We start from the raw sequence: 16,502 nt of genomic DNA, 5'->3' as shown, positions 1-16,502 counted from the left end.
GCCAAGGGGTGGGTGGCCGGGTACCCGAACGCTCTGCCCCGAGCCGCTGTCGAGCTCTACCGGTCGGCCGCCGCGGGTGATCTGGACACCGCCGTTCCCCTGTACCGGCAGCTCCACCCACTGCATCGCTGGGACTCCAAGGTCGAGTTCGTGCAGGCGATCAAGCTGTCGATGGACGTCGTCGGACGCCACGGCGGCCCCTGCCGGCCGCCACGTGTCGCCCTGCTGCCCGAACAGGAGGCGGCCGTCCGCGCCGCGACCGAGAAGGCCGTCGCGGCGGGGCTGCGCTGACATGCGGAGCAAACTCGTCCTGCACGCGGTCGATTCGCACACCGAGGGCATGCCCACCCGGGTCGTCACCGGCGGTGTGGGCACCCTTCCCGGCGCGAGCATGTCCGAGCGGCGCGCGTACTTCATGGAGCACCTCGACCACCTGCGTACGCTGCTGATGTACGAGCCGCGCGGGCACGCGGCGATGAGCGGGGCGATCCTCCAGCCGCCCACCCGGCCGGACGCGGACTACGGCGTGCTGTTCATCGAGGTCTCCGGCTGCCTCCCGATGTGCGGGCACGGCACGATCGGAGTGGCGACCGTACTCGTCGAGACCGGCATGGTCGCCGTCACCGAGCCGGTCACCGTGATCCGGCTCGACACACCGGCGGGGCTGGTCACCGCCGAGGTGACGGTCGAGGAAGGCGCCGCCACCGCCGTCACCCTGCGCAATGTCCCCTCGTTCTGCGCGGGCCTGGACCGCGAGGCGACGCTCGCCGACGGGCGGACCGTCACCTACGACCTCGCGTACGGGGGGAACTTCTACGCGATCCTGCCGTTGGAGCGGTTCGGCCTGCCCTTCGCACGTGAACGCAAGGACGACATCCTCGCCGCCGGCCTCTCGCTCATGGAGGCGATCAACGCCGACCCTCCGGTCCATCCGCAGGACCCCGCCATCCGCGGGTGCCACCATGTCCAACTGCTCGCCCCGGGCTCCACGGCCGAGCGTTCCCGGCACGCCATGGCCATCCACCCCGGCTGGTTCGACCGCTCGCCCTGCGGCACGGGCACCAGCGCGCGGATGGCGCAGTTGCACGCCCGCGGCGAGCTGCCGCTGTTGCAGGACTTCGTCAACGAGTCCTTCCTCGGTACGTCGTTCACCGGGCGGCTGTTGGGTACGGCCGAAGTGGGCGGGGTGCCCGGCGTCCTGCCCGCCGTCACCGGCCGCGCCTGGATCACGGCGACCGCCCAGTACCTCCTGGACCCCACCGATCCCTTCCCCGCCGGGTTCCTCCTCTAGCCGGCCGGTACGCGGCGCCGCACTAGGATCGGTCGACGCGTACCAGACCGAGGAGGACCCCATGGCCGCTGCCGCGGTGCCGGATCTGCCGTCGCTCGGCGGCCGGCGCAACCACTACCGCGAACGGGTCGCCGACGCCCTGCGCGCCGCCCTGATCGCCGGTGAACTGCGCCCCGGTGACGTCTACTCCGCGCCCAGCCTCGCGTCCCGCTTCGGAGTCTCGGCCACGCCCGTGCGCGAGGCGATGCTCGACCTCGTACGGGAAGGTCTGGTCGACACGGTCCCGAACAAGGGGTTCCGGGTGACCGAGGTATCCGAGCGGCAGTTGGACGAGTACAACCACATCCGCTCGCTCATCGAGATCCCGACGGTCGCGGGGCTGGCCACGACGGCGGACCCGGCGGCCCTGGAAGCCCTCCGGCCGGTCGCCCGCTCCATCGTCACCTCCGCCGCCGCCGGGGACCTCATCGCGTACGTCGAAGCCGACCGGCGGTTCCACCTCGGGCTGCTGGGCCTGGCCGGGAACGCCCACCTCGTAGAGGTGGTCGGCGACCTGCGCAAGCGTTCCAGGCTGTACGGCCTCACCGCCCTGGTCGAGCGGGGGCTGCTGGAGGCGTCGGCCCAGGAGCACCTCGAACTCCTCGACGCCCTGCTGGCCCGCGACGCCGGGCAGGCCCGCGCGATCATGACCCGCCACCTCGGCCACGTCAGGGACAAGTGGGCGGGCTGACCGTGCCCGGCGGGGGTTCCGAGGCACGGAGCGCCGTCCAGGCGTCGTCGGGGCGGCGGCGCGGCGCGGGGCGACCGGCGTGGTAAAGGTGCCGGTCAAGCCGTCGACAGCGAAGGCAGGACAGGCATGAACGACTACGACCTGCTGGTCGTGGGGTCGGCCAACGCCGATCTGGTGATCGGCGTCGAGCGCCGCCCCGCGCCCGGCGAGACCGTCCTCGGCTCCGACCTGGCCGTCCACCCGGGCGGCAAGGGCGCCAACCAGGCCGTCGCCGCCGCCCGGCTCGGCGCCAGGACCGCCCTGCTGGCCCGCGTCGGGGACGACGCCCACGGCCGGCTGCTGCTGGACTCGCAGCGCGCGGCCGGTGTGGACACCGGCGCGGTACGGGTCGGCGGGGCCCCCACCGGCGTCGCGCTGATCACCGTGGACCCCTCCGGCGACAACAGCATCGTCGTCTCGCCCGGCGCCAACGCCCGGCTCACCCCCGACGACATCCGCGACGCCGCCGGCCTGTTCGCCCGGGCCCGGGTCGTCTCGGCGCAGCTGGAGATCCCGCTGGAGACGGTCACCGAGGCGGTACGCGCCCGGGCGGCCGGGAGCCGGTTCGTGCTGAACCCGTCGCCGCCCCGGCCGCTGCCCGCCGAAGTGCTCACCGCCTGCGATCCGCTGGTGCTCAACGAGCACGAGGCCCGGTTCGTGCTCGGCGGCGACGGGTTCGACGACAAGGACCCCGAGGGGCGGGCGCGGGCGCTGCTCGCGCGCGGCGCGCGCTCGGTCGTCGTCACCCTGGGCGCGGAGGGCGCGCTGGTCGCCGAGGGGGGCGGTACGGCCGTACGGGTCCCGAGCCCCCGGGTCGGCGCCGTCGACACCACGGGCGCCGGCGACGCCTTCACCGCCGCGCTGGCCTGGCGGCTCGGCCTGGGCGAGGACCTGGTGACAGCCGCCGCGTTCGCGGTGCGGGTGGGCGCGGCCGCCGTCACCAAGGAGGGGGCGCAGGCGTCGTTCCCGACCGCCGAGGAGGTCGCCGCGCTGTGAGGAGACGGCCGCCGCGACGTGAGCGGTCGGAGGGCTTGCCGCCCACGGCGACCCTTCCTCGTCTGTGACGCGGTCTCCGGCTCCGGCGGCCTGGGCGACGGCCGACCGCGACTCGCCGGACGGGCTCGCGCGGAGCCCGTCCGGCGCTCCCGCTACTGGCGGCGGAGCTGGCCGCGGACGGCGCCGTCGGGGTACGGACGGTTGTGGACGTTCGCGTAGAACTTCCCCGGCTTGCAGGCGATCTCCTTCAGCTCACGGTAGGTCAGGACCGTGGCGGCGTTGGCCGCCGTCTGGTCCCGCCGCGCCGTGACACAGCCCTTCGACGACCCGTGCTTCGGGGTCTTGAGCGTGACGACCACGGGTCCGGCCGTACCCCGCTTCCCCGCGTGGATGTGCGCGGCGGTGGGCTGGGCGATCTTGCGTACGTTCAGCGCGTAGCACAGCGTGCCGTGCTCGATCCGGTACCAGAACTCCCCGCTGCCGTCCGGGTCGCCCGGTCCGGGTACTTCCTCGCGGCCGGTGAGATCGGCCCGGCCGTGGGTGACGCGGTGCCCGCCGTCGTCAGCGGGGGCGGCGACCGCGACGGCCGGCGCCGTCAGGGCGGCGAGGGCGGCCGCGCAGGAAACGGCCGAGACCATCAGGGTGGTCGGAACACGCATGGATGTCTCATCTCTGTGTCGGGCGACCGGAACAGGCGGGGCCCGGTGGCCGCACCGACGCCGCATCGCTGCACCCACCCAAGGACACCCCCGGCGGTCCCTCAACATTTCGGCGGCTGGACGGGTACGGCCGCACCGAGCGGCCCGGCGGGCCCGTTCACCCGTCCGGCCGACGCGCGTGGCGTGCGGCGGCGGGCGGGCCGACGGTGGGAGCATGCGTGACCTCCGCGTGGCGCGGCGCTGGGTGCCCGGGGCCCTCGTGACCGGGCTCCTGCTGCTGTGCGCCACGGCCGTCGACCCGGCGCCCCCGCACCGGTCCGAGCCGCCGGCCGCCGAGGCCCCCGTACGCCGGGCGTCCTCCGCGCACCGCGCTCCGCCGCCGTCCGTGGTGCCCCGGGAGAAGTGGCTGCCGGACGCCGGGCAGCGCCGCGTGCGGGCGCGTTACGCCCCTCCGGTCGAGGCCGCCTTCGTCCACCACACCAACTCCCCGAACGCCTACGACTGCGCCGACGTCCCGCGCATCATCCGCAAGGTCTACGCCGCCCAGGCCGGCGGCCGGCACTGGGACGACATCGGGTACAACTTCCTCGTCGACCGCTGCGGCACGGTCTACGAGGGCCGCGCGGGCGGCACCGGGCGCCCCGTCGTGGGCGCGCACGCCCAGGGCTTCAACCACCACACCGTGGGCATAGCCGCCATCGGCGTCTTCACCGAAGGAGCCGAGGTCCCGAAGCCCATGCGCGACGCCATCGCGGCGCTCGTCGCCTGGAAACTCGGCCTGGCGGACGTCGACCCGCGCTCCACGGTCCGGCTGGTGTCCTCGAACAGCCGCAGCAAGTACCCGAAGGGGACGAGCGTGCGGCTGAACGCCGTGTCGGGCCACAGCGACGGCTACTCGACGCAGTGCCCGGGCGCCGCGCTCGCGGCCGAGCTCCCCGCCATCAGGAAGGCGGCCGCCCGCCTCCAGGGCCGCCGGTAGCAGAGGCGCGCGGCGACGCACAAGTGGGCCGGCACGAACACGCGTTGAGGGTCGTTCCCGGGGTGGTGGAGCGGTTACGTTGGGGGCTGATCGTCGGACGACGTCCCCAGGAGGCACAGCCGTGGCCGGCATAGACACCTCGAAGCCCCACTCCGCCCGTTTCTGGAACTACTTCGTCGGGGGCAAGGACCACTACGAGGTGGACCGGCAGATCGGCGACGAGATCAAGTCGATCTTCCCGGGCCTGGTCGACGTCGCCCTGACCAGCCGCCGCTTCCTCGGCCGCGCCGTCCGCACTCTCGTCGCCGAGCACGGCATCCGGCAGTTCCTCGACATCGGCACGGGCCTGCCGACGGCCGACAACACGCACGAGGTCGCCCAGCGAGCCGCGCCCGAATCCCGGATCGTGTACGTCGACAACGACCCGCTGGTGCTCACGCACGCCCGCGCCCTGCTGGTCGGCTCGCCCGAAGGCGCGACGGCCTACGTCGACGCGAACCTGTACGAGCCCGAGAAGGTGCTGGCCGAGGCGGCCCGTACGCTCGACTTCGAACAGCCCGTGGCCCTGATGCTCCTCAACGTGCTCGGGCACGTCGCCGACTACCAGGAGGCCAGGGCGCTGGTGTCCCGGCTGGTCGCGGCGCTGCCGTCCGGCAGCTGCCTGGTGATCAGCGACAGCACCGCCACCAGCGAGGGCATGATCGCCGCGTCGGAGGCGTACAACGCCAGCGGGGCGGTGCCGTACCACGTGCGCGGAGTCGAGGAGGTCGCCGGCTTCTTCGACGGGCTGGAGCTCCTGGAGCCCGGGGTCGTCCAGGTCACGCGGTGGCGGCCGGAGCCCGGCGACACGGAAGGGCCCGGCACACCGGTCGACGCCTACGCCGGGGTGGCGCGCAAACCGTAGGGCGGTCTTCGGCCACGGGACCGAAGCGGTGCTGTCCGGCGCTCCCAAAATCCGCTTATGGTTCACGGGTGTTCGACTCGCGGCAGATCAGGACGTTCCACGAAGTGGTCAGGACGGGCTCGTACTCCGCCGCCGCCCGTGCCCTCGGATACACACAGCCCGCGATCACCCAGCAGATGAAGGCGCTCGAACGCGACGTCGGCACCCCCCTGTTCACCCGCGCGGGCCGCGGCCTGCGGCTCACCGAGGCCGGGGAGACGCTGGCGCGGCACGCGGCCGTCATCCTCGACGACATGGCGGCCGCGCGCCGGCAGATGGACTCCCTGACCCGGCTCCGCGCGGGCCGGGTGCGCCTCTGCGCCTTCCCCAGCGCCAACGCCACCCTCGTCCCCGAGGCCATGGGGCTGCTCGCCGCCGCCCATCCGGGGGTGGCCGTGGAACTCCTGGAGGACGAGCCGCCCGAGTCGCTGCGGCGCCTGGTGCGCGGTGAGTGCGACATCACGCTCGCCTTCGCCTTTCCCGGGCTGCGCGAGGACGTCCCCGACGAGGTGAGGGAAGTACCGCTGATGGAGGACCAGTCGCTGGTCCTGCTGCCGTCGGGGCATCGGCTCGCCCGGCGCCGGGCGGTGCGGCTCGCCGACCTCGCGGGGGAGCGCTGGATCGTGGGCTGCCCGCGCTGCCGCGTCCACTTCCTGCACGCCTGCGCCGACGAGGGGTTCGCGCCGGACATCGCCTTCACCACCGACGACAACCTCGTCGTGCAGAGCCTGGTCGCGGAGGGGCTCGGGGTGGCCATGATGCCGGGCCTGGTGCTCAACTTCCTGCGCCACCCCAAGGTCGCCGGCCGCGCGTCGCAGCCCGCGTCCCGTCGGCGGATCTCGGCGTACGTCCTGCGCGAGCATCTGCGGATCCCGGCCACGACGGCGGTGCTCGGAGAGCTCCGCACGGTCGCGGCCAACAAGATCGGCTGCTGAGCGGCGACCGTCAACCGCCTGCACATAAGCGGAGGTTGGACGACGCCCCACGAACTGTCCTTGGACGTCCCGGTCCGGGCGGCGCGAAGGTGCCCGTATGACCTCTTCGACCGCACCCGCGTCCGGGCGTACGACCACGCGTCTCGCCGTACTCGTCTCCGAGATCCGTGAGGCCGTCGCCCTCGGTCTGCCGCCGGACCTCACGGCGTACCTCGTCGGCGAACGGCTCGCGCCGCACCTCGGCGCCGACGACCTGCTCACCGCCGGGCAGCGCGCCGGTGATCCCGCGCGCTACCGCCAGCACCTGCTGCACGCGGAGGACGACGGCGGTTTCTCGGTCGTCGCGCTCGTGTGGCTGCCCGGACAGCGCACCCCCGTGCACGACCACGTGGCCTGGTGCACGACCGGCGTCCACGCGGGCACCGAGCACGAGCGGCGCTACCGGCTCGTCCCGTCCCGCGACGGCGCCCCCGCGCGGCTGACGGCCACCGAGGACGTGGTGAACCCGCCGGGGACGGTGTGCGGTTTCGCGCCGCCCGGTGACATCCACGAGGTGTGGAACGCGGGCCCGGACGTGGCGATCTCGCTCCATGTGTACGGCGCGGACCTGTCGCGGCTCGGCACCAGCGTCCGGCGCCTGTACGCACGCCCCGGCGGCTGACCGCGGCGGGCCCGGAGGGCGGCGCGCGCCGCCCCGGTGGAGCCGCGGCGCTCCCGCAGCGGCCCGGCGCCGAAAATCCCTGTCGCGGGCAGCCGGGCAGGGGGAGACTCGTCCCATGGCTGACATGGAGTCGTTCCGGGAGGCGGTCACCGCGTGGGCGGCCGGCGGCCCCGGCGACCCCGCGCGCGAGTCGGCCGCACGGCTGCCCGTCCGCGCGGTCGTCCTGCTCGAAGGGCCGAGCGACGCGGCGGCGGTCGACGCGCTGGCCGCGAGCCGCGGCCGCGACCTGGCGGCCGAAGGCGTCTGCGTCCTGCCGATGGGCGGGGCCATGAGCGTCGGGCGCTTCGCCCGCCTCCTCGGGCCGCTCGGACTCGGCCTGCGCCTCACGGGGCTGTGCGACGAGGCGGAGCGCCGCTACTACGCCCGCGCCCTGGACCGGGCCGGCGCCGCACGCGGGCGGTTCTTCGTCTGCGCGGCGGACCTGGAGGACGAGCTCATCCGGGCGCTGGGTGTGGCACGGGTGCGGGAGCTGGTCCGTGAGGAGGGCGACCTGCGCGCCCTGGAGACGTTCCTGCGCCAGCCCGCACAGCAGGGCCGCGCCCCGCAGCAGCAGTTGCGGCGCTTCCTCGGCACGAAGAAGGGGCGCAAGATCCGCTACGGCCGCGTCCTCGTCGAGGCTCTGGACCCCGACAGCACACCCGCCCCGCTCGACGACCTGCTCACCGGTCTGTGACCGCCGGGCGACGCCGTCCCCGCCGGGGCGCCGCGCGCTCGCGTTCGGGCCGGCCCGCTTCGGTACGCGCACACGAACTGCCTATGCTCGGCCGGTGAACGCAACCGTGATGTACGAGCCCGTGGCCGCGGTGTTCGAGGAGCCCGCCGCCTTCGCCCCGCCACAGCCGTCCGGGCAGGGCGGCGACGCGGCACCCGTGCTGTGGAGCGTGGACGCCGAGGTGCAGGCGGACGCCGCGATGCGGCTGGCCGGCGGCGTACTCGACGACGGGGAGAAGGAGCGCGCGGCGGCCTTCGTCCGCGAGGCCGACCGCAGGTGCTACGTCACGGCCCACGTGGCGCTCAGGGCGATGCTGGGCGCCTGCCTGGGCCTGGCACCCGGCGCGGTCCGGCTGCACCGCGAGCCGTGCGTGTCCTGCGGCGGCCCGCACGGCCGGCCCGCCACGGCGGACGGGCCGGTGCACTTCTCGCTGTCGCACAGCGGCAGCGTCGCCCTGATCGCCTGCGCGGCGGTGCCCGTGGGAGTGGACGTGGAGGCGGTCCCGCGCCCCGGTGTCGTGAACGAGGTCGCGAGGGAGCTGCATCCGCGCGAGAGGGCCGAGTTGACGGCCCTGCCGGAGGCCGCGAGGAGCGCCGCGTTCGCACGCGTGTGGGCGCGCAAGGAGGCGTACCTCAAGGGACTGGGCGTGGGCCTCGCCCGCGGGCTCTCGCTGGACTACCTCGGCACCGGCCCGGCGGCGGACCGCCCGCCGGGGTGGCGCGTCGCCGACGTCGCCGCGCCGAACGGATTCGCGGCCGCCGTAGCGCTGCGGACGGGCCCCGCCTCCGTACCGGGGGCGCGGGTGGCGCCGGCGCCGGGAACCCCGTGACGGCGGACCGGCGCCGGTACGGAGCCGCGGCTTCCGGGGGCTGACGGGCCGTCCGCGCGCCGGTCGTATACGGCGCGGGGTGTACGCGGGTTGACCGGAGCCCCCGAATCCGCAAGCCGGGCCGACCAGGAGGGGAGCCGGCGGGTAACGCTCGTTCACTCGTACCGGACCAAAGTGCGCGGAACGATTCCACCCACCGCGTCGCCGGGCTACGCTCGAGGTCCGCCATGGTTTGGGGAGGGATGATGGTGTCCGGCCCGGAGCACCCGGTCACCGTCCCGCTGCTGGAGCGCGAGACGGAACTCGCCGCCGCCGCAGGCGCTGTCGAAGCGCTCTGCGCCGACGTGCCGACCGGTGGAGTCCTCGTGTGCAGCGGCGAGGCCGGCATCGGCAAGACGGCCCTGCTGTCCGAGATCCGGCGGCTGGCCGCGGGCCGGTGCACGGTGTGGTCGGCGCGCGGTGGCGAGACCGTCACCTCCGTGCCCTTCCACGTCGTACGGCAGCTCCTGCAGCCCGCCATCGCCCTGGCGGGCACGGTGGACGCCAGGGAACTGCTCGGCGACGGCTACGAGATCATCGGCCCCGCGCTCGGCGTGGCCCCGCCCGACGGCCGGGCCGACCCCCAGGGCGTCCGCGACGGACTGGACACGCTGCTGCTGCGCCTGGCCGGCACGCACCGGCCGCTGGTGCTGCTCGTCGACGACGCGCAACTGGTGCGACCTGGAGACCCTCGGCTGGCTGGCGTCCTTCGTCCAGCGCGAGGACCTCCCCGTGCTCGTCGTCATCGCGTACCGCACCGAGGAGGCGGACGACGAGAGCGCGGAGTTCATCCGGGCGATGGAGGCCGCCGCCGGGCAGTGCGTCTCGCTGCGGGCGCTCACCCCCGACGCCGTGGCGAGCCTCGCCCGGGCCGCCCTCGGCGAGCACGCGGACGACCCGTTCTGCCGGGAGGTGTGGGCGGTCACCGGGGGCAACCTCTACGAGACCGTCGAGCTCGTCGCCAAGGTGCGCGACGAAGGCCTGGACCCCGTCGAGGCGTCGGCGGGCGCCCTGCGCGCCCTCGGCGCCGCCGCGCGCGGCACCGGCCTGATCGCGCGGCTCGAAGAACTGGGCACCGACACCACCCGGTTCGCCTGGGCGGCCGCCATCCTGGGCACCGAGATCTCGCTCGACCTCGCGGCGTCGCTCGCCGGACTGGGCGACGCGGAGGCCGCCGACTGCGCCGAGCGCCTGCGCGCGGCCCGCGTCCTCGCCGGTACGGACCCCATGGAGTTCGTCCACCCGCTCGTCGCGGGCGCCGTCTACCGCGCCATCCCGTCCGCGACCCGCACCGCCATGCACGGCCGGGCCGCCTGGGCGGTCACCCGCGCGGGCCGGGGCGCGGCGGCCGCCGCCCGCCACCTCCTGGAAGTCCACCCGGACGACGACCCCGAGCTGGTCGCCCAGTTGCGCGAGGCCGCCTCCGAGCACCTCGCCGTCGGCGCGCCGGACGCGGCCCGGCGCTGCCTCGAACGCGCTCTCCAGGAACCCCCGCTGCCGGAGGAGCACGCCCCGGTGCTGTACGAGCTGGGCTGCGCCACGCTCCTGACCTCGCCCGCCACGACCGTGGGCCACCTGCGGGCCGCGCTCGGGATGCCGGGCCTCGACGCCGGCCAGCGGGTGGACGCGGTCTTCCGGCTGTCCCAGGCGCTCACCCACAACAACCAGACGCGGGAAGCGGCGCAGGTCGTGGCCGACGAGGTCGCGCGGACCACCGCGGGCCCCACCAGGATGCGGCTCCAGGCGGTGCACTTCCTGTGGGAGGGCGTACAGGCGGCCGAGGACGACGGCCCCGGGCGCTCCCGGCGCCTCGCCGAGATGGCCGAGGGCCTGGAGGGCCGCGACAACTCCGAACGGGTGCTGCTCATACTGAGGGCCTTCGACGGGACGGCACGCGGTGAGAACGCCGAGGAGATCGTCCAGATCTGCGACCGCGCCCTGGTCGACGGCATGCTCGCCCCGGGCCTCGGCTGGACCAACACTGCGTGGGGCTTCGAACCCCCGGCGCTGCTCGGTCTCACGTACGCCTTCGCGGACCGGCTCGACCGGGCCGAGAGCCTCTTCGACGAGGCCCTGCGCGCCTTCGAGATCTCGGGCTGGAGCGGCGGGCACCTCGCCTTCGCCCACGCGCTCGTCGGCTACCTCAACCGCAGGCGCGGGAAGCTCGCCCAGGCGGAGATGTACCTGCGCGAGAGCCTGCGGCTGGCCGAGCGCGTCGGCAACGGCCTGCCCATGCACTGGGACGCCGCGTGCATGCTCATCGACACGCTGCTCGCGCGCGGCAGGATCGACGCCGCGCGGGAGGCCGCGGAGCGACACGCGTTCGCCCCTCCGTACCCGTCGTCGATCGTCATCCCCGACGCCCAGTGCGTACGGGGAAGACTGCTGCTCGCGCAGGGCCGGACGAAGGAGGCCGTCGCCGAACTCGAGGCGGCGGGCGAGGCGTTGACCGCCCGAGGCCGGCACAACGGCATCATGGCCCCTTGGGCGAGCGACCTCGCCCGGGCGGTGGCCGCCGACGACCCGGACCGCGCCGCCGCTCTCGCCGCCCATGTACGGGACCGCGCGGAGCGCTTCGGCACGGACACCGCCATCGGGGAGTCGCTGCGCTGCGCGGCGGCCCTGGAGGAGGGCGAACGGGCCGTCGAACTGCTCGCCAAGGCCGTCGCGTTCCTCGAAGGGTCCCCGTGCGCGTACGAGCACGCGCTGGCCCGGGTCGAGTACGGCATCGCGGCCCGGTCGGCGGGCGAGCTGTCCCGCGGCCTGGCCCTGGCCGAGAAGTGCAGCGCCGATGGACTGGTGCGGCGCGCCCGGCAGGCGCTGCGCGCGCTCTGAGGAGCGCCTGCCGGGCCGTCCGGCGCGCAGGCGGCGGACGCGGCCTTCCCCCGCCGGAGCGGCCCGGGTCGCTCCGGCCTGTCAGCGCCGCTGGCAGCGCAGGCTCTTCAGGTCCACGGTGTCGGCCATCACCCGCATCCCGAGGTCGTTGGGGTGGAGATGGTCGCCGCTGTCGTACGCCGGGAGGAGGCGGGACGGCGCGGCCGGGTCCATGACGGCCCGGTCGAAGTCGACGACGGCGTCGAACGCGCCGCCGTCCCGGACGAACGCGTTGACCTCCTGCCGCACCGCTTCGCCCGCCGGCGTCCACTCCCGCCAGCCCTCGTACGGCATGACCGTCGCCCCGACTACGCACACGCCCGCCGCGTGCGACCGGTCGACGATCCGCCGGTAACCGGCGATCAGTTCGGCGGCCGTCGGAGCGGGCACGGCCTTGATGTCGTTGACCCCTTCGAGCAGCACCACCGTCCGCACGCCGGCCTGTGTGAGCACGTCCCGGTCGAGCCGTTTGAGCGCGCTCTGGCCGGAGCCGTCCTTGAGGACCTTGTTGCCCGAGATCCCCTCGTTGGCGACGCCCTTGACGCGGGTACCGACGTCGCCGTCCAGCCTCCGGGCCAGGAAGTCCGGCCAGCGGCGGTTGGTGTCGCGGGTGGACAGGGCGCCGTCGGTGATCGAGTCGCCGAGGGCGGCGACCGCGCTCGTGCCGCGCCGGGCGTTCACGGTCACGGCGTCGAGGTAGAACCACGAGGTGACCGGCTGGGTGTACGCCGTCGCGGTGTCATCGGCGGCGTGGTCGCCCGAGGGCGCGACGTACGACGTCTGGAGGGCCGTCCGGTGCCCGGTGGCGGCGCCGCCCGCGTCACGCACGTACAGGCTGACGGCCAGGTCGGACCGCGGCCGTACCGTGCCGGGCAGCGGGTCGCTGGAGACGGATCGGCCGGGCGGGACGGTCACCGAGGGCGAACCGGCGAAAGTCAGCGGCCGGTTGGTGCCCGGCACCAGGGCGGCTCCGGTGGCCCGCAGTCCGGCGTACGCGCGGCCGAAGGTCACCGGCCGGGTGCCGAAGGTGTTGGAGAGCCGGATCCGCAGCCCGTCGCCGCCCGCGCTGGTGCGTACGACGAGCCGGTACGTCCGTTCGGGGGCGGCGCCGGCGGTGGACAGCCGGTCCGTGCTCGCGGCCCGGAGGCCAGGACCGCGGTGAGCGCGACGGCGGCGGCCAGGGCGCGCGGGGCGGGCCGGCGCGGCGTGGGTCTGTTCATGGCGCGGAGATTCCTCCCCTGAGCACGGGCATGCCTGTACCGGCACTCGGGGAATTGACGCGCGGCACGGCGTGCGCTGTCCAGGGTGCGATGCTGGAACAGGCCATCGCGTACGGCGGGTCAGGACCCCTGATGCGGCACAGTGGACCACGCCGGGGCGGTGCCCGCGACCCGGCAGACCATGAGGTAGAGCGGGATCGGCGGCGTGTACGGCGCGCTAGCCTCCGGCAGGTGGATCAGGCGCGGACGCGTCGGCACGTACGCCCCGGCGACGTAACGGGCGGGCTGCGGCCAGGCGAGTCCGAGGTCCGACTCGGCGGGCACGATCCACCACCACCAGTCGGCGTCGGCGAAGACGCAGCCGGGCCGGGACAGGTGCGCCATCGTCCGGAAACCGTGCCGCGCGGGAAGCCCCACCGCGTCGCAGCCCAGCGGTGTGGCGAAGCCGGACGGCACGGGCAGGCGGACCGGTCCGCCGCCCTCCTCGCCGTCGTGGCCTGCGCGCGGCGCGGCGAGATCGCGGCTGTCCCGCGCGCCGCCCGGGCGACGCCGCGACAGGCGGCCGGCCGGCAGGCCGGTCATCACGGACCTCAGCAAGGAACCTCCGCCCAGACGATGCGTCCGGGCCCGTCCGCCGCGTCGCGCGTGCCCCAGAAGCTGCTCAGGGTGTCGACGAGCTGAAGCCCCCGTCCGTGCTCGTCGTCGCCGGCGTGGCGCAGGCGCGGGCCCGTGGGGCGCCGCCCCTGGTCCTTCACGGCGACCCGCAGACGGCCGTCGCTGTCGCGCAGTTCGCAGACGACCCGCTCGCTCGCGGTGTGCAGCACGGCGTTGGTGAACAGCTCGGAGACGATCAGCGCCGCCGTGTCGCAGGTGTCCTCGCCGACGCCCCACTGCGTCAGCTGCTGCCTGGTCAGGCGGCGGGCGGCCGCCACGAACTCGGCGCGGCCCGGCAGTTCGAACCCGTAACGGCGTATGGCCGTTCCCCGGCAGCGGTCCATGAGCGGGGGGACGAGCGCAGTGCCTGGTGCCACGAGCGTTTCCTCACGGTGTGGGGGGCGGGGCCGACTGCTGCTTCCCCCCGGTGGGCAGCGGCGGCGTCCGCGTGTACTGGTTCACCGCGCAACTCTCCCTTCGAAAGCGACACTTGGCAAGGGCCACTATGAAAATTGCAGAGTGTCGTGTCTTTGGCTGCGACCGCGTGGCACACTGCTCGCAACAGCCCATGGGGAGGTCTGAAGTGAGTGAACCGCGGTCCGCCCCGACGGTGGGTCAGGTCGTCCTCGGCAAGCGCCTGTTGGACCTGCGCGAACGGGCCGGCCTGAGCCGCGACGAAGCCGCCAGGGTCCTCCGCGTCACCCCGGCGACCATCCGGCGGATGGAGACCGCCGAGGTCGCGCTCAAGATCCCTTACGTACAACTCCTGCTCCAGGCGTACGGCCACGGGCCCGAGGACATCGCGTCCTTCGTCGAGCTGGCCGAAGAGGCGAACAAGCCGGGCTGGTGGCAGCGCTTCCACGGCATCCTGCCGGACTGGTTCAGCATGTACGTGAGCCTGGAGGGCGCCGCGTCCCTCATCAGGGCGTACGAGCCGCAGTTCGTCCCGGGCCTCCTCCAGACCGAGAGCTACGCCCGCGCCATCATGCGCGGCGGAGCACTCGGCCGGTCCGGCGCCGGGAGCGCCGAGGCCATCGAGCGGCATGTGGCCCTGCGCATGGAGCGCCAGAGCCTCCTCACCCGACCCGACGCCCCGCGCCTGTGGGTCGTCATGGACGAGACGGTGCTACGGCGTCCGGTGGGCAGCCCGAACGTGCTGGGGGAGCAGATCGACCGGCTCCTGGAGGCCGTCGAGAGACCCAACATCACCTTGCAGATCGCCGAGTTCGCGACGGGGCACCACCCCGGCACCTACGGCCCGTTCGTCCTCTTCCGCTTCGCCGTGCCGGAACTCCCGGACATGGTCTACAGCGAGTACCTGACCGGCGCCGTCTATCTCGACGCGCGTCCCGAGGTGGCGGCCCACCTGGAGGTCATGGACCGCATGGCGGCTCAGGCCGCGACTGCACAACGCACGAAGGAGATCCTCAAGGATCTCCGCAAGGAGCTGTGAGATGGACCCCATTTACAACGGCATGCCCGCCAACGACCTGCCCGCGGAGGGCTGGTACAAGCCGTGGAGCGGCGGCAACGGCGGCAACTGCATCGAAGCCATGAAGCTGGCCGACGGCAGAGTCGCCGTCCGGCAGTCCGCCGACCCCGAGGGGCCCGCACTGATCTACACCCCCGGCGAGATCGCCGCGTTCATCCAGGGGGCGAAGGCGGGCCAGGCCGACTTCCTGCTCACCTGACCCGCACGGACCCGTGCGACGCCCGTACCCGACCACCGTTCCGCGACCCTTGTCCCGCGACCCTTGTTCCCGGGCCGCCACCCGGCCGCCTGTTCACCGTTCACCCCCACCCATGGAGCGCCGTATGACCGGGCAAGACCGCACCCCTGTCGAGATCGACACCAGCAAGCCGCACCCGGCGCGCATGTACGACTGGTTCCTGGGCGGCAAGGACAACTACCCGGTCGACGAGGAGATGGCCCGCCAGCTCCTCACCCTCGACTCGCGGGGGCGCGACATGGCGCGGGTCAACCGGGCGTTCATGCACCGGGCCACCCGCTGGCTCGCCGAGAACGGCGTACGGCAGTTCCTCGACATCGGTACGGGCATACCGACCGAGCCGAACCTCCACCAGGTCGCCCAGCGCACCGCCCCCGACGCGCGCATCGTCTACTGCGACAACGACCCGATCGTGCTGGCCCACGCGGAGGCGCTGCTGCGGTCCACGCCCGAGGGCGCCACGGAGTACATCCAGGCGGACGCCCGCGAGCCCGACCTCATCCTGGAGCGGGCCGGCAAGACGCTCGACTTCTCGCAGCCGGTCGCCCTGTCGCTGGTCGCGCTGCTGCACTTCGTGGGCGACGAGGACGGGGCGCACGCGCTGGTGAACCGGCTCATGGACCGGCTGGCGCCCGGCAGTTACCTGGTGCTCTCGCACGTCACCGGGGACTTCGACCCGCAGGGCGCGGCAAAGGCGTCGGCGCTGTACTCGGCGAAGGGACTGACCCTGCGGCCCCGCTCCCGCGCGGAGTTCGCCGAGTTCTTCAACGGGTTCGAACTCGTCGAGCCGGGCGTCTCGCTGGCCGCCGAATGGCGGCCGGAGCTGGGCGAAGTCGTCCCGGTCGCGGGCGACGACCCGATCCCGGGGTACACGGGCGTGGCCCGCAAGGTCTGACGGGGCGTCGCGCCCGGGGGCGCGCCCGGCCGGGCGCGCCCCCGTGCCGCCGTGCCCCGCGCGGCGGCGGGCGCGGGGGCGTGCGGGCACCCGGCGTGGTCACCCGTCGCCGGTCAGGCCGGCGATGGCCGTCGTGACGCGGTCCCACGTGGCCAGGTCGCGCGGCAGCGGCGGGATCTCGGTGCCCCCGCCCCCGCCCCACCCGCCCTGTCTCTTATAAACATCTGACGCTGCCGACGATCGCATAAATGTAGAT

The 16,502-nt window shown here is 74.3% G+C and carries 17 protein-coding genes and 1 pseudogene; 14 read left to right on the top strand and 4 right to left on the bottom strand.

Annotation, left to right across the window (positions count from 1 at the left end; genetic code table 11):
* From E2E34_RS19330 to E2E34_RS19315, 4 genes are all read left to right on the top strand, one after another.
* Nucleotides 1-291 (top strand): dihydrodipicolinate synthase family protein (locus E2E34_RS19330; protein ID WP_208765276.1); only part of this gene is annotated, 291 nt, incomplete at its 5' end.
* Between the two features lies 1 nt (nt 292).
* Nucleotides 293-1,291, top strand: coding sequence for a proline racemase family protein (locus E2E34_RS19325; RefSeq protein WP_138903177.1), 999 nt, complete (start codon nt 293-295; stop codon nt 1,289-1,291).
* 61 nt (nt 1,292-1,352) lie between these two features.
* Complete coding sequence (locus tag E2E34_RS19320) at nt 1,353-2,021, top strand: GntR family transcriptional regulator (protein ID WP_138903176.1); 669 nt, start codon at nt 1,353-1,355, stop codon at nt 2,019-2,021.
* A 126-nt stretch (nt 2,022-2,147) separates the two neighbouring features.
* Nucleotides 2,148-3,056, top strand: a complete 909-nt coding sequence (locus E2E34_RS19315) for a ribokinase (RefSeq protein ID WP_138903175.1) — start codon at nt 2,148-2,150, stop codon at nt 3,054-3,056.
* A 152-nt stretch (nt 3,057-3,208) separates the two neighbouring features.
* Here E2E34_RS19315 and E2E34_RS19310 read toward each other — a convergent pair whose 3' ends face one another.
* Nucleotides 3,209-3,715, bottom strand: coding sequence for a CHRD domain-containing protein (locus tag E2E34_RS19310; RefSeq protein ID WP_167518319.1), 507 nt, complete (start codon nt 3,713-3,715; stop codon nt 3,209-3,211).
* A gap of 214 nt (nt 3,716-3,929) precedes the next feature.
* Between E2E34_RS19310 and E2E34_RS19305 the strand changes: the two genes are divergently transcribed.
* The 7 genes and pseudogenes from E2E34_RS19305 (at nt 3,930) to E2E34_RS19275 (ending at nt 11,708) form a co-directional block, all read left to right on the top strand.
* Entirely contained in the window at nt 3,930-4,694 is a 765-nt protein-coding gene (locus E2E34_RS19305; RefSeq protein ID WP_138903173.1) for a peptidoglycan recognition protein family protein, read from the top strand.
* 121 nt (nt 4,695-4,815) lie between these two features.
* On the top strand, nt 4,816-5,598 hold the full coding sequence (locus E2E34_RS19300; protein ID WP_244315878.1) for an SAM-dependent methyltransferase: 783 nt from the start codon (nt 4,816-4,818) through the stop codon (nt 5,596-5,598).
* Between the two features lie 68 nt (nt 5,599-5,666).
* Nucleotides 5,667-6,572, top strand: a complete 906-nt coding sequence (locus E2E34_RS19295; RefSeq protein ID WP_138903171.1) for a LysR family transcriptional regulator — start codon at nt 5,667-5,669, stop codon at nt 6,570-6,572.
* A 97-nt stretch (nt 6,573-6,669) separates the two neighbouring features.
* A complete protein-coding gene (locus E2E34_RS19290; RefSeq protein WP_138903170.1) occupies nt 6,670-7,233 on the top strand; it encodes a cysteine dioxygenase family protein in 564 nt (187 codons plus the stop codon).
* A 115-nt stretch (nt 7,234-7,348) separates the two neighbouring features.
* The gene (locus E2E34_RS19285) at nt 7,349-7,966 is read left to right on the top strand and encodes a TOPRIM nucleotidyl transferase/hydrolase domain-containing protein (protein WP_138903169.1); all 618 of its coding nucleotides are present in this window, start codon (nt 7,349-7,351) and stop codon (nt 7,964-7,966) included.
* A 94-nt stretch (nt 7,967-8,060) separates the two neighbouring features.
* Nucleotides 8,061-8,834, top strand: a complete 774-nt coding sequence (locus tag E2E34_RS19280; RefSeq protein ID WP_244315876.1) for a 4'-phosphopantetheinyl transferase family protein — start codon at nt 8,061-8,063, stop codon at nt 8,832-8,834.
* 245 nt (nt 8,835-9,079) lie between these two features.
* A pseudogene (locus E2E34_RS19275) lies at nt 9,080-11,708 on the top strand (ATP-binding protein).
* A gap of 81 nt (nt 11,709-11,789) precedes the next feature.
* Here the strand turns inward: E2E34_RS19275 and E2E34_RS19270 are convergent.
* From E2E34_RS19270 to E2E34_RS19260, 3 genes are all read right to left on the bottom strand, one after another.
* The gene (locus E2E34_RS19270; RefSeq protein WP_138903168.1) at nt 11,790-13,013 is read right to left on the bottom strand and encodes an SGNH/GDSL hydrolase family protein; all 1,224 of its coding nucleotides are present in this window, start codon (nt 13,011-13,013) and stop codon (nt 11,790-11,792) included.
* A gap of 74 nt (nt 13,014-13,087) precedes the next feature.
* The gene (locus E2E34_RS19265; protein ID WP_244315874.1) at nt 13,088-13,564 is read right to left on the bottom strand and encodes a hypothetical protein; all 477 of its coding nucleotides are present in this window, start codon (nt 13,562-13,564) and stop codon (nt 13,088-13,090) included.
* Nucleotides 13,558-13,998 carry an ATP-binding protein gene (locus E2E34_RS19260; protein ID WP_138903167.1) on the bottom strand — a complete coding sequence of 147 codons (441 nt, stop codon included), beginning with the start codon at nt 13,996-13,998 and terminating at the stop codon, nt 13,558-13,560. Before E2E34_RS19260 ends, E2E34_RS19265 begins: the two co-directional genes overlap by 7 nt.
* 206 nt (nt 13,999-14,204) lie before the next feature.
* Between E2E34_RS19260 and E2E34_RS19255 the strand changes: the two genes are divergently transcribed.
* The 3 genes from E2E34_RS19255 to E2E34_RS19245 all read left to right on the top strand — a co-directional run bounded on the left by E2E34_RS19255 (nt 14,205) and on the right by E2E34_RS19245 (nt 16,246).
* Entirely contained in the window at nt 14,205-15,074 is an 870-nt protein-coding gene (locus E2E34_RS19255) for a Sco1979 family transcriptional regulator (protein ID WP_138903166.1), read from the top strand.
* Between the two features lies 1 nt (nt 15,075).
* Complete coding sequence (locus E2E34_RS19250) at nt 15,076-15,312, top strand: DUF397 domain-containing protein (RefSeq protein ID WP_138903165.1); 237 nt, start codon at nt 15,076-15,078, stop codon at nt 15,310-15,312.
* Nucleotides 15,313-15,436: 124 nt separating this feature from the next.
* Nucleotides 15,437-16,246 carry an SAM-dependent methyltransferase gene (locus E2E34_RS19245; protein ID WP_138903164.1) on the top strand — a complete coding sequence of 270 codons (810 nt, stop codon included), beginning with the start codon at nt 15,437-15,439 and terminating at the stop codon, nt 16,244-16,246.
* The last annotated feature ends 256 nt before the right edge of the window (nt 16,247-16,502 follow it).

This window comes from Streptomyces albidochromogenes (genome assembly GCF_005981925.1).
GTDB lineage: Bacteria > Actinomycetota > Actinomycetes > Streptomycetales > Streptomycetaceae > Streptomyces > Streptomyces albidochromogenes.
Note: the sequence above shows the minus strand (reverse complement) of the source record. Positions and strands in the feature narration are given on the sequence as shown.

What these genes read in the sequence shown, in the direction of transcription:
- E2E34_RS19325 (WP_138903177.1), top strand. Translation starts at nt 293, where the DNA reads ATGCGGAGCAAACTCGTCCTGCACGCGGTCGATTCGCACACCGAGGGC.
- E2E34_RS19320 (WP_138903176.1), top strand. Translation starts at nt 1,353, where the DNA reads ATGGCCGCTGCCGCGGTGCCGGATCTGCCGTCGCTCGGCGGCCGGCGC.
- E2E34_RS19315 (WP_138903175.1), top strand. Translation starts at nt 2,148, where the DNA reads ATGAACGACTACGACCTGCTGGTCGTGGGGTCGGCCAACGCCGATCTG.
- E2E34_RS19310 (WP_167518319.1), bottom strand. Translation starts at nt 3,715, where the DNA reads ATGCGTGTTCCGACCACCCTGATGGTCTCGGCCGTTTCCTGCGCGGCC.
- E2E34_RS19305 (WP_138903173.1), top strand. Translation starts at nt 3,930, where the DNA reads ATGCGTGACCTCCGCGTGGCGCGGCGCTGGGTGCCCGGGGCCCTCGTG.
- E2E34_RS19290 (WP_138903170.1), top strand. Translation starts at nt 6,670, where the DNA reads ATGACCTCTTCGACCGCACCCGCGTCCGGGCGTACGACCACGCGTCTC.
- E2E34_RS19285 (WP_138903169.1), top strand. Translation starts at nt 7,349, where the DNA reads ATGGCTGACATGGAGTCGTTCCGGGAGGCGGTCACCGCGTGGGCGGCC.
- E2E34_RS19250 (WP_138903165.1), top strand. Translation starts at nt 15,076, where the DNA reads ATGGACCCCATTTACAACGGCATGCCCGCCAACGACCTGCCCGCGGAG.
- E2E34_RS19245 (WP_138903164.1), top strand. Translation starts at nt 15,437, where the DNA reads ATGACCGGGCAAGACCGCACCCCTGTCGAGATCGACACCAGCAAGCCG.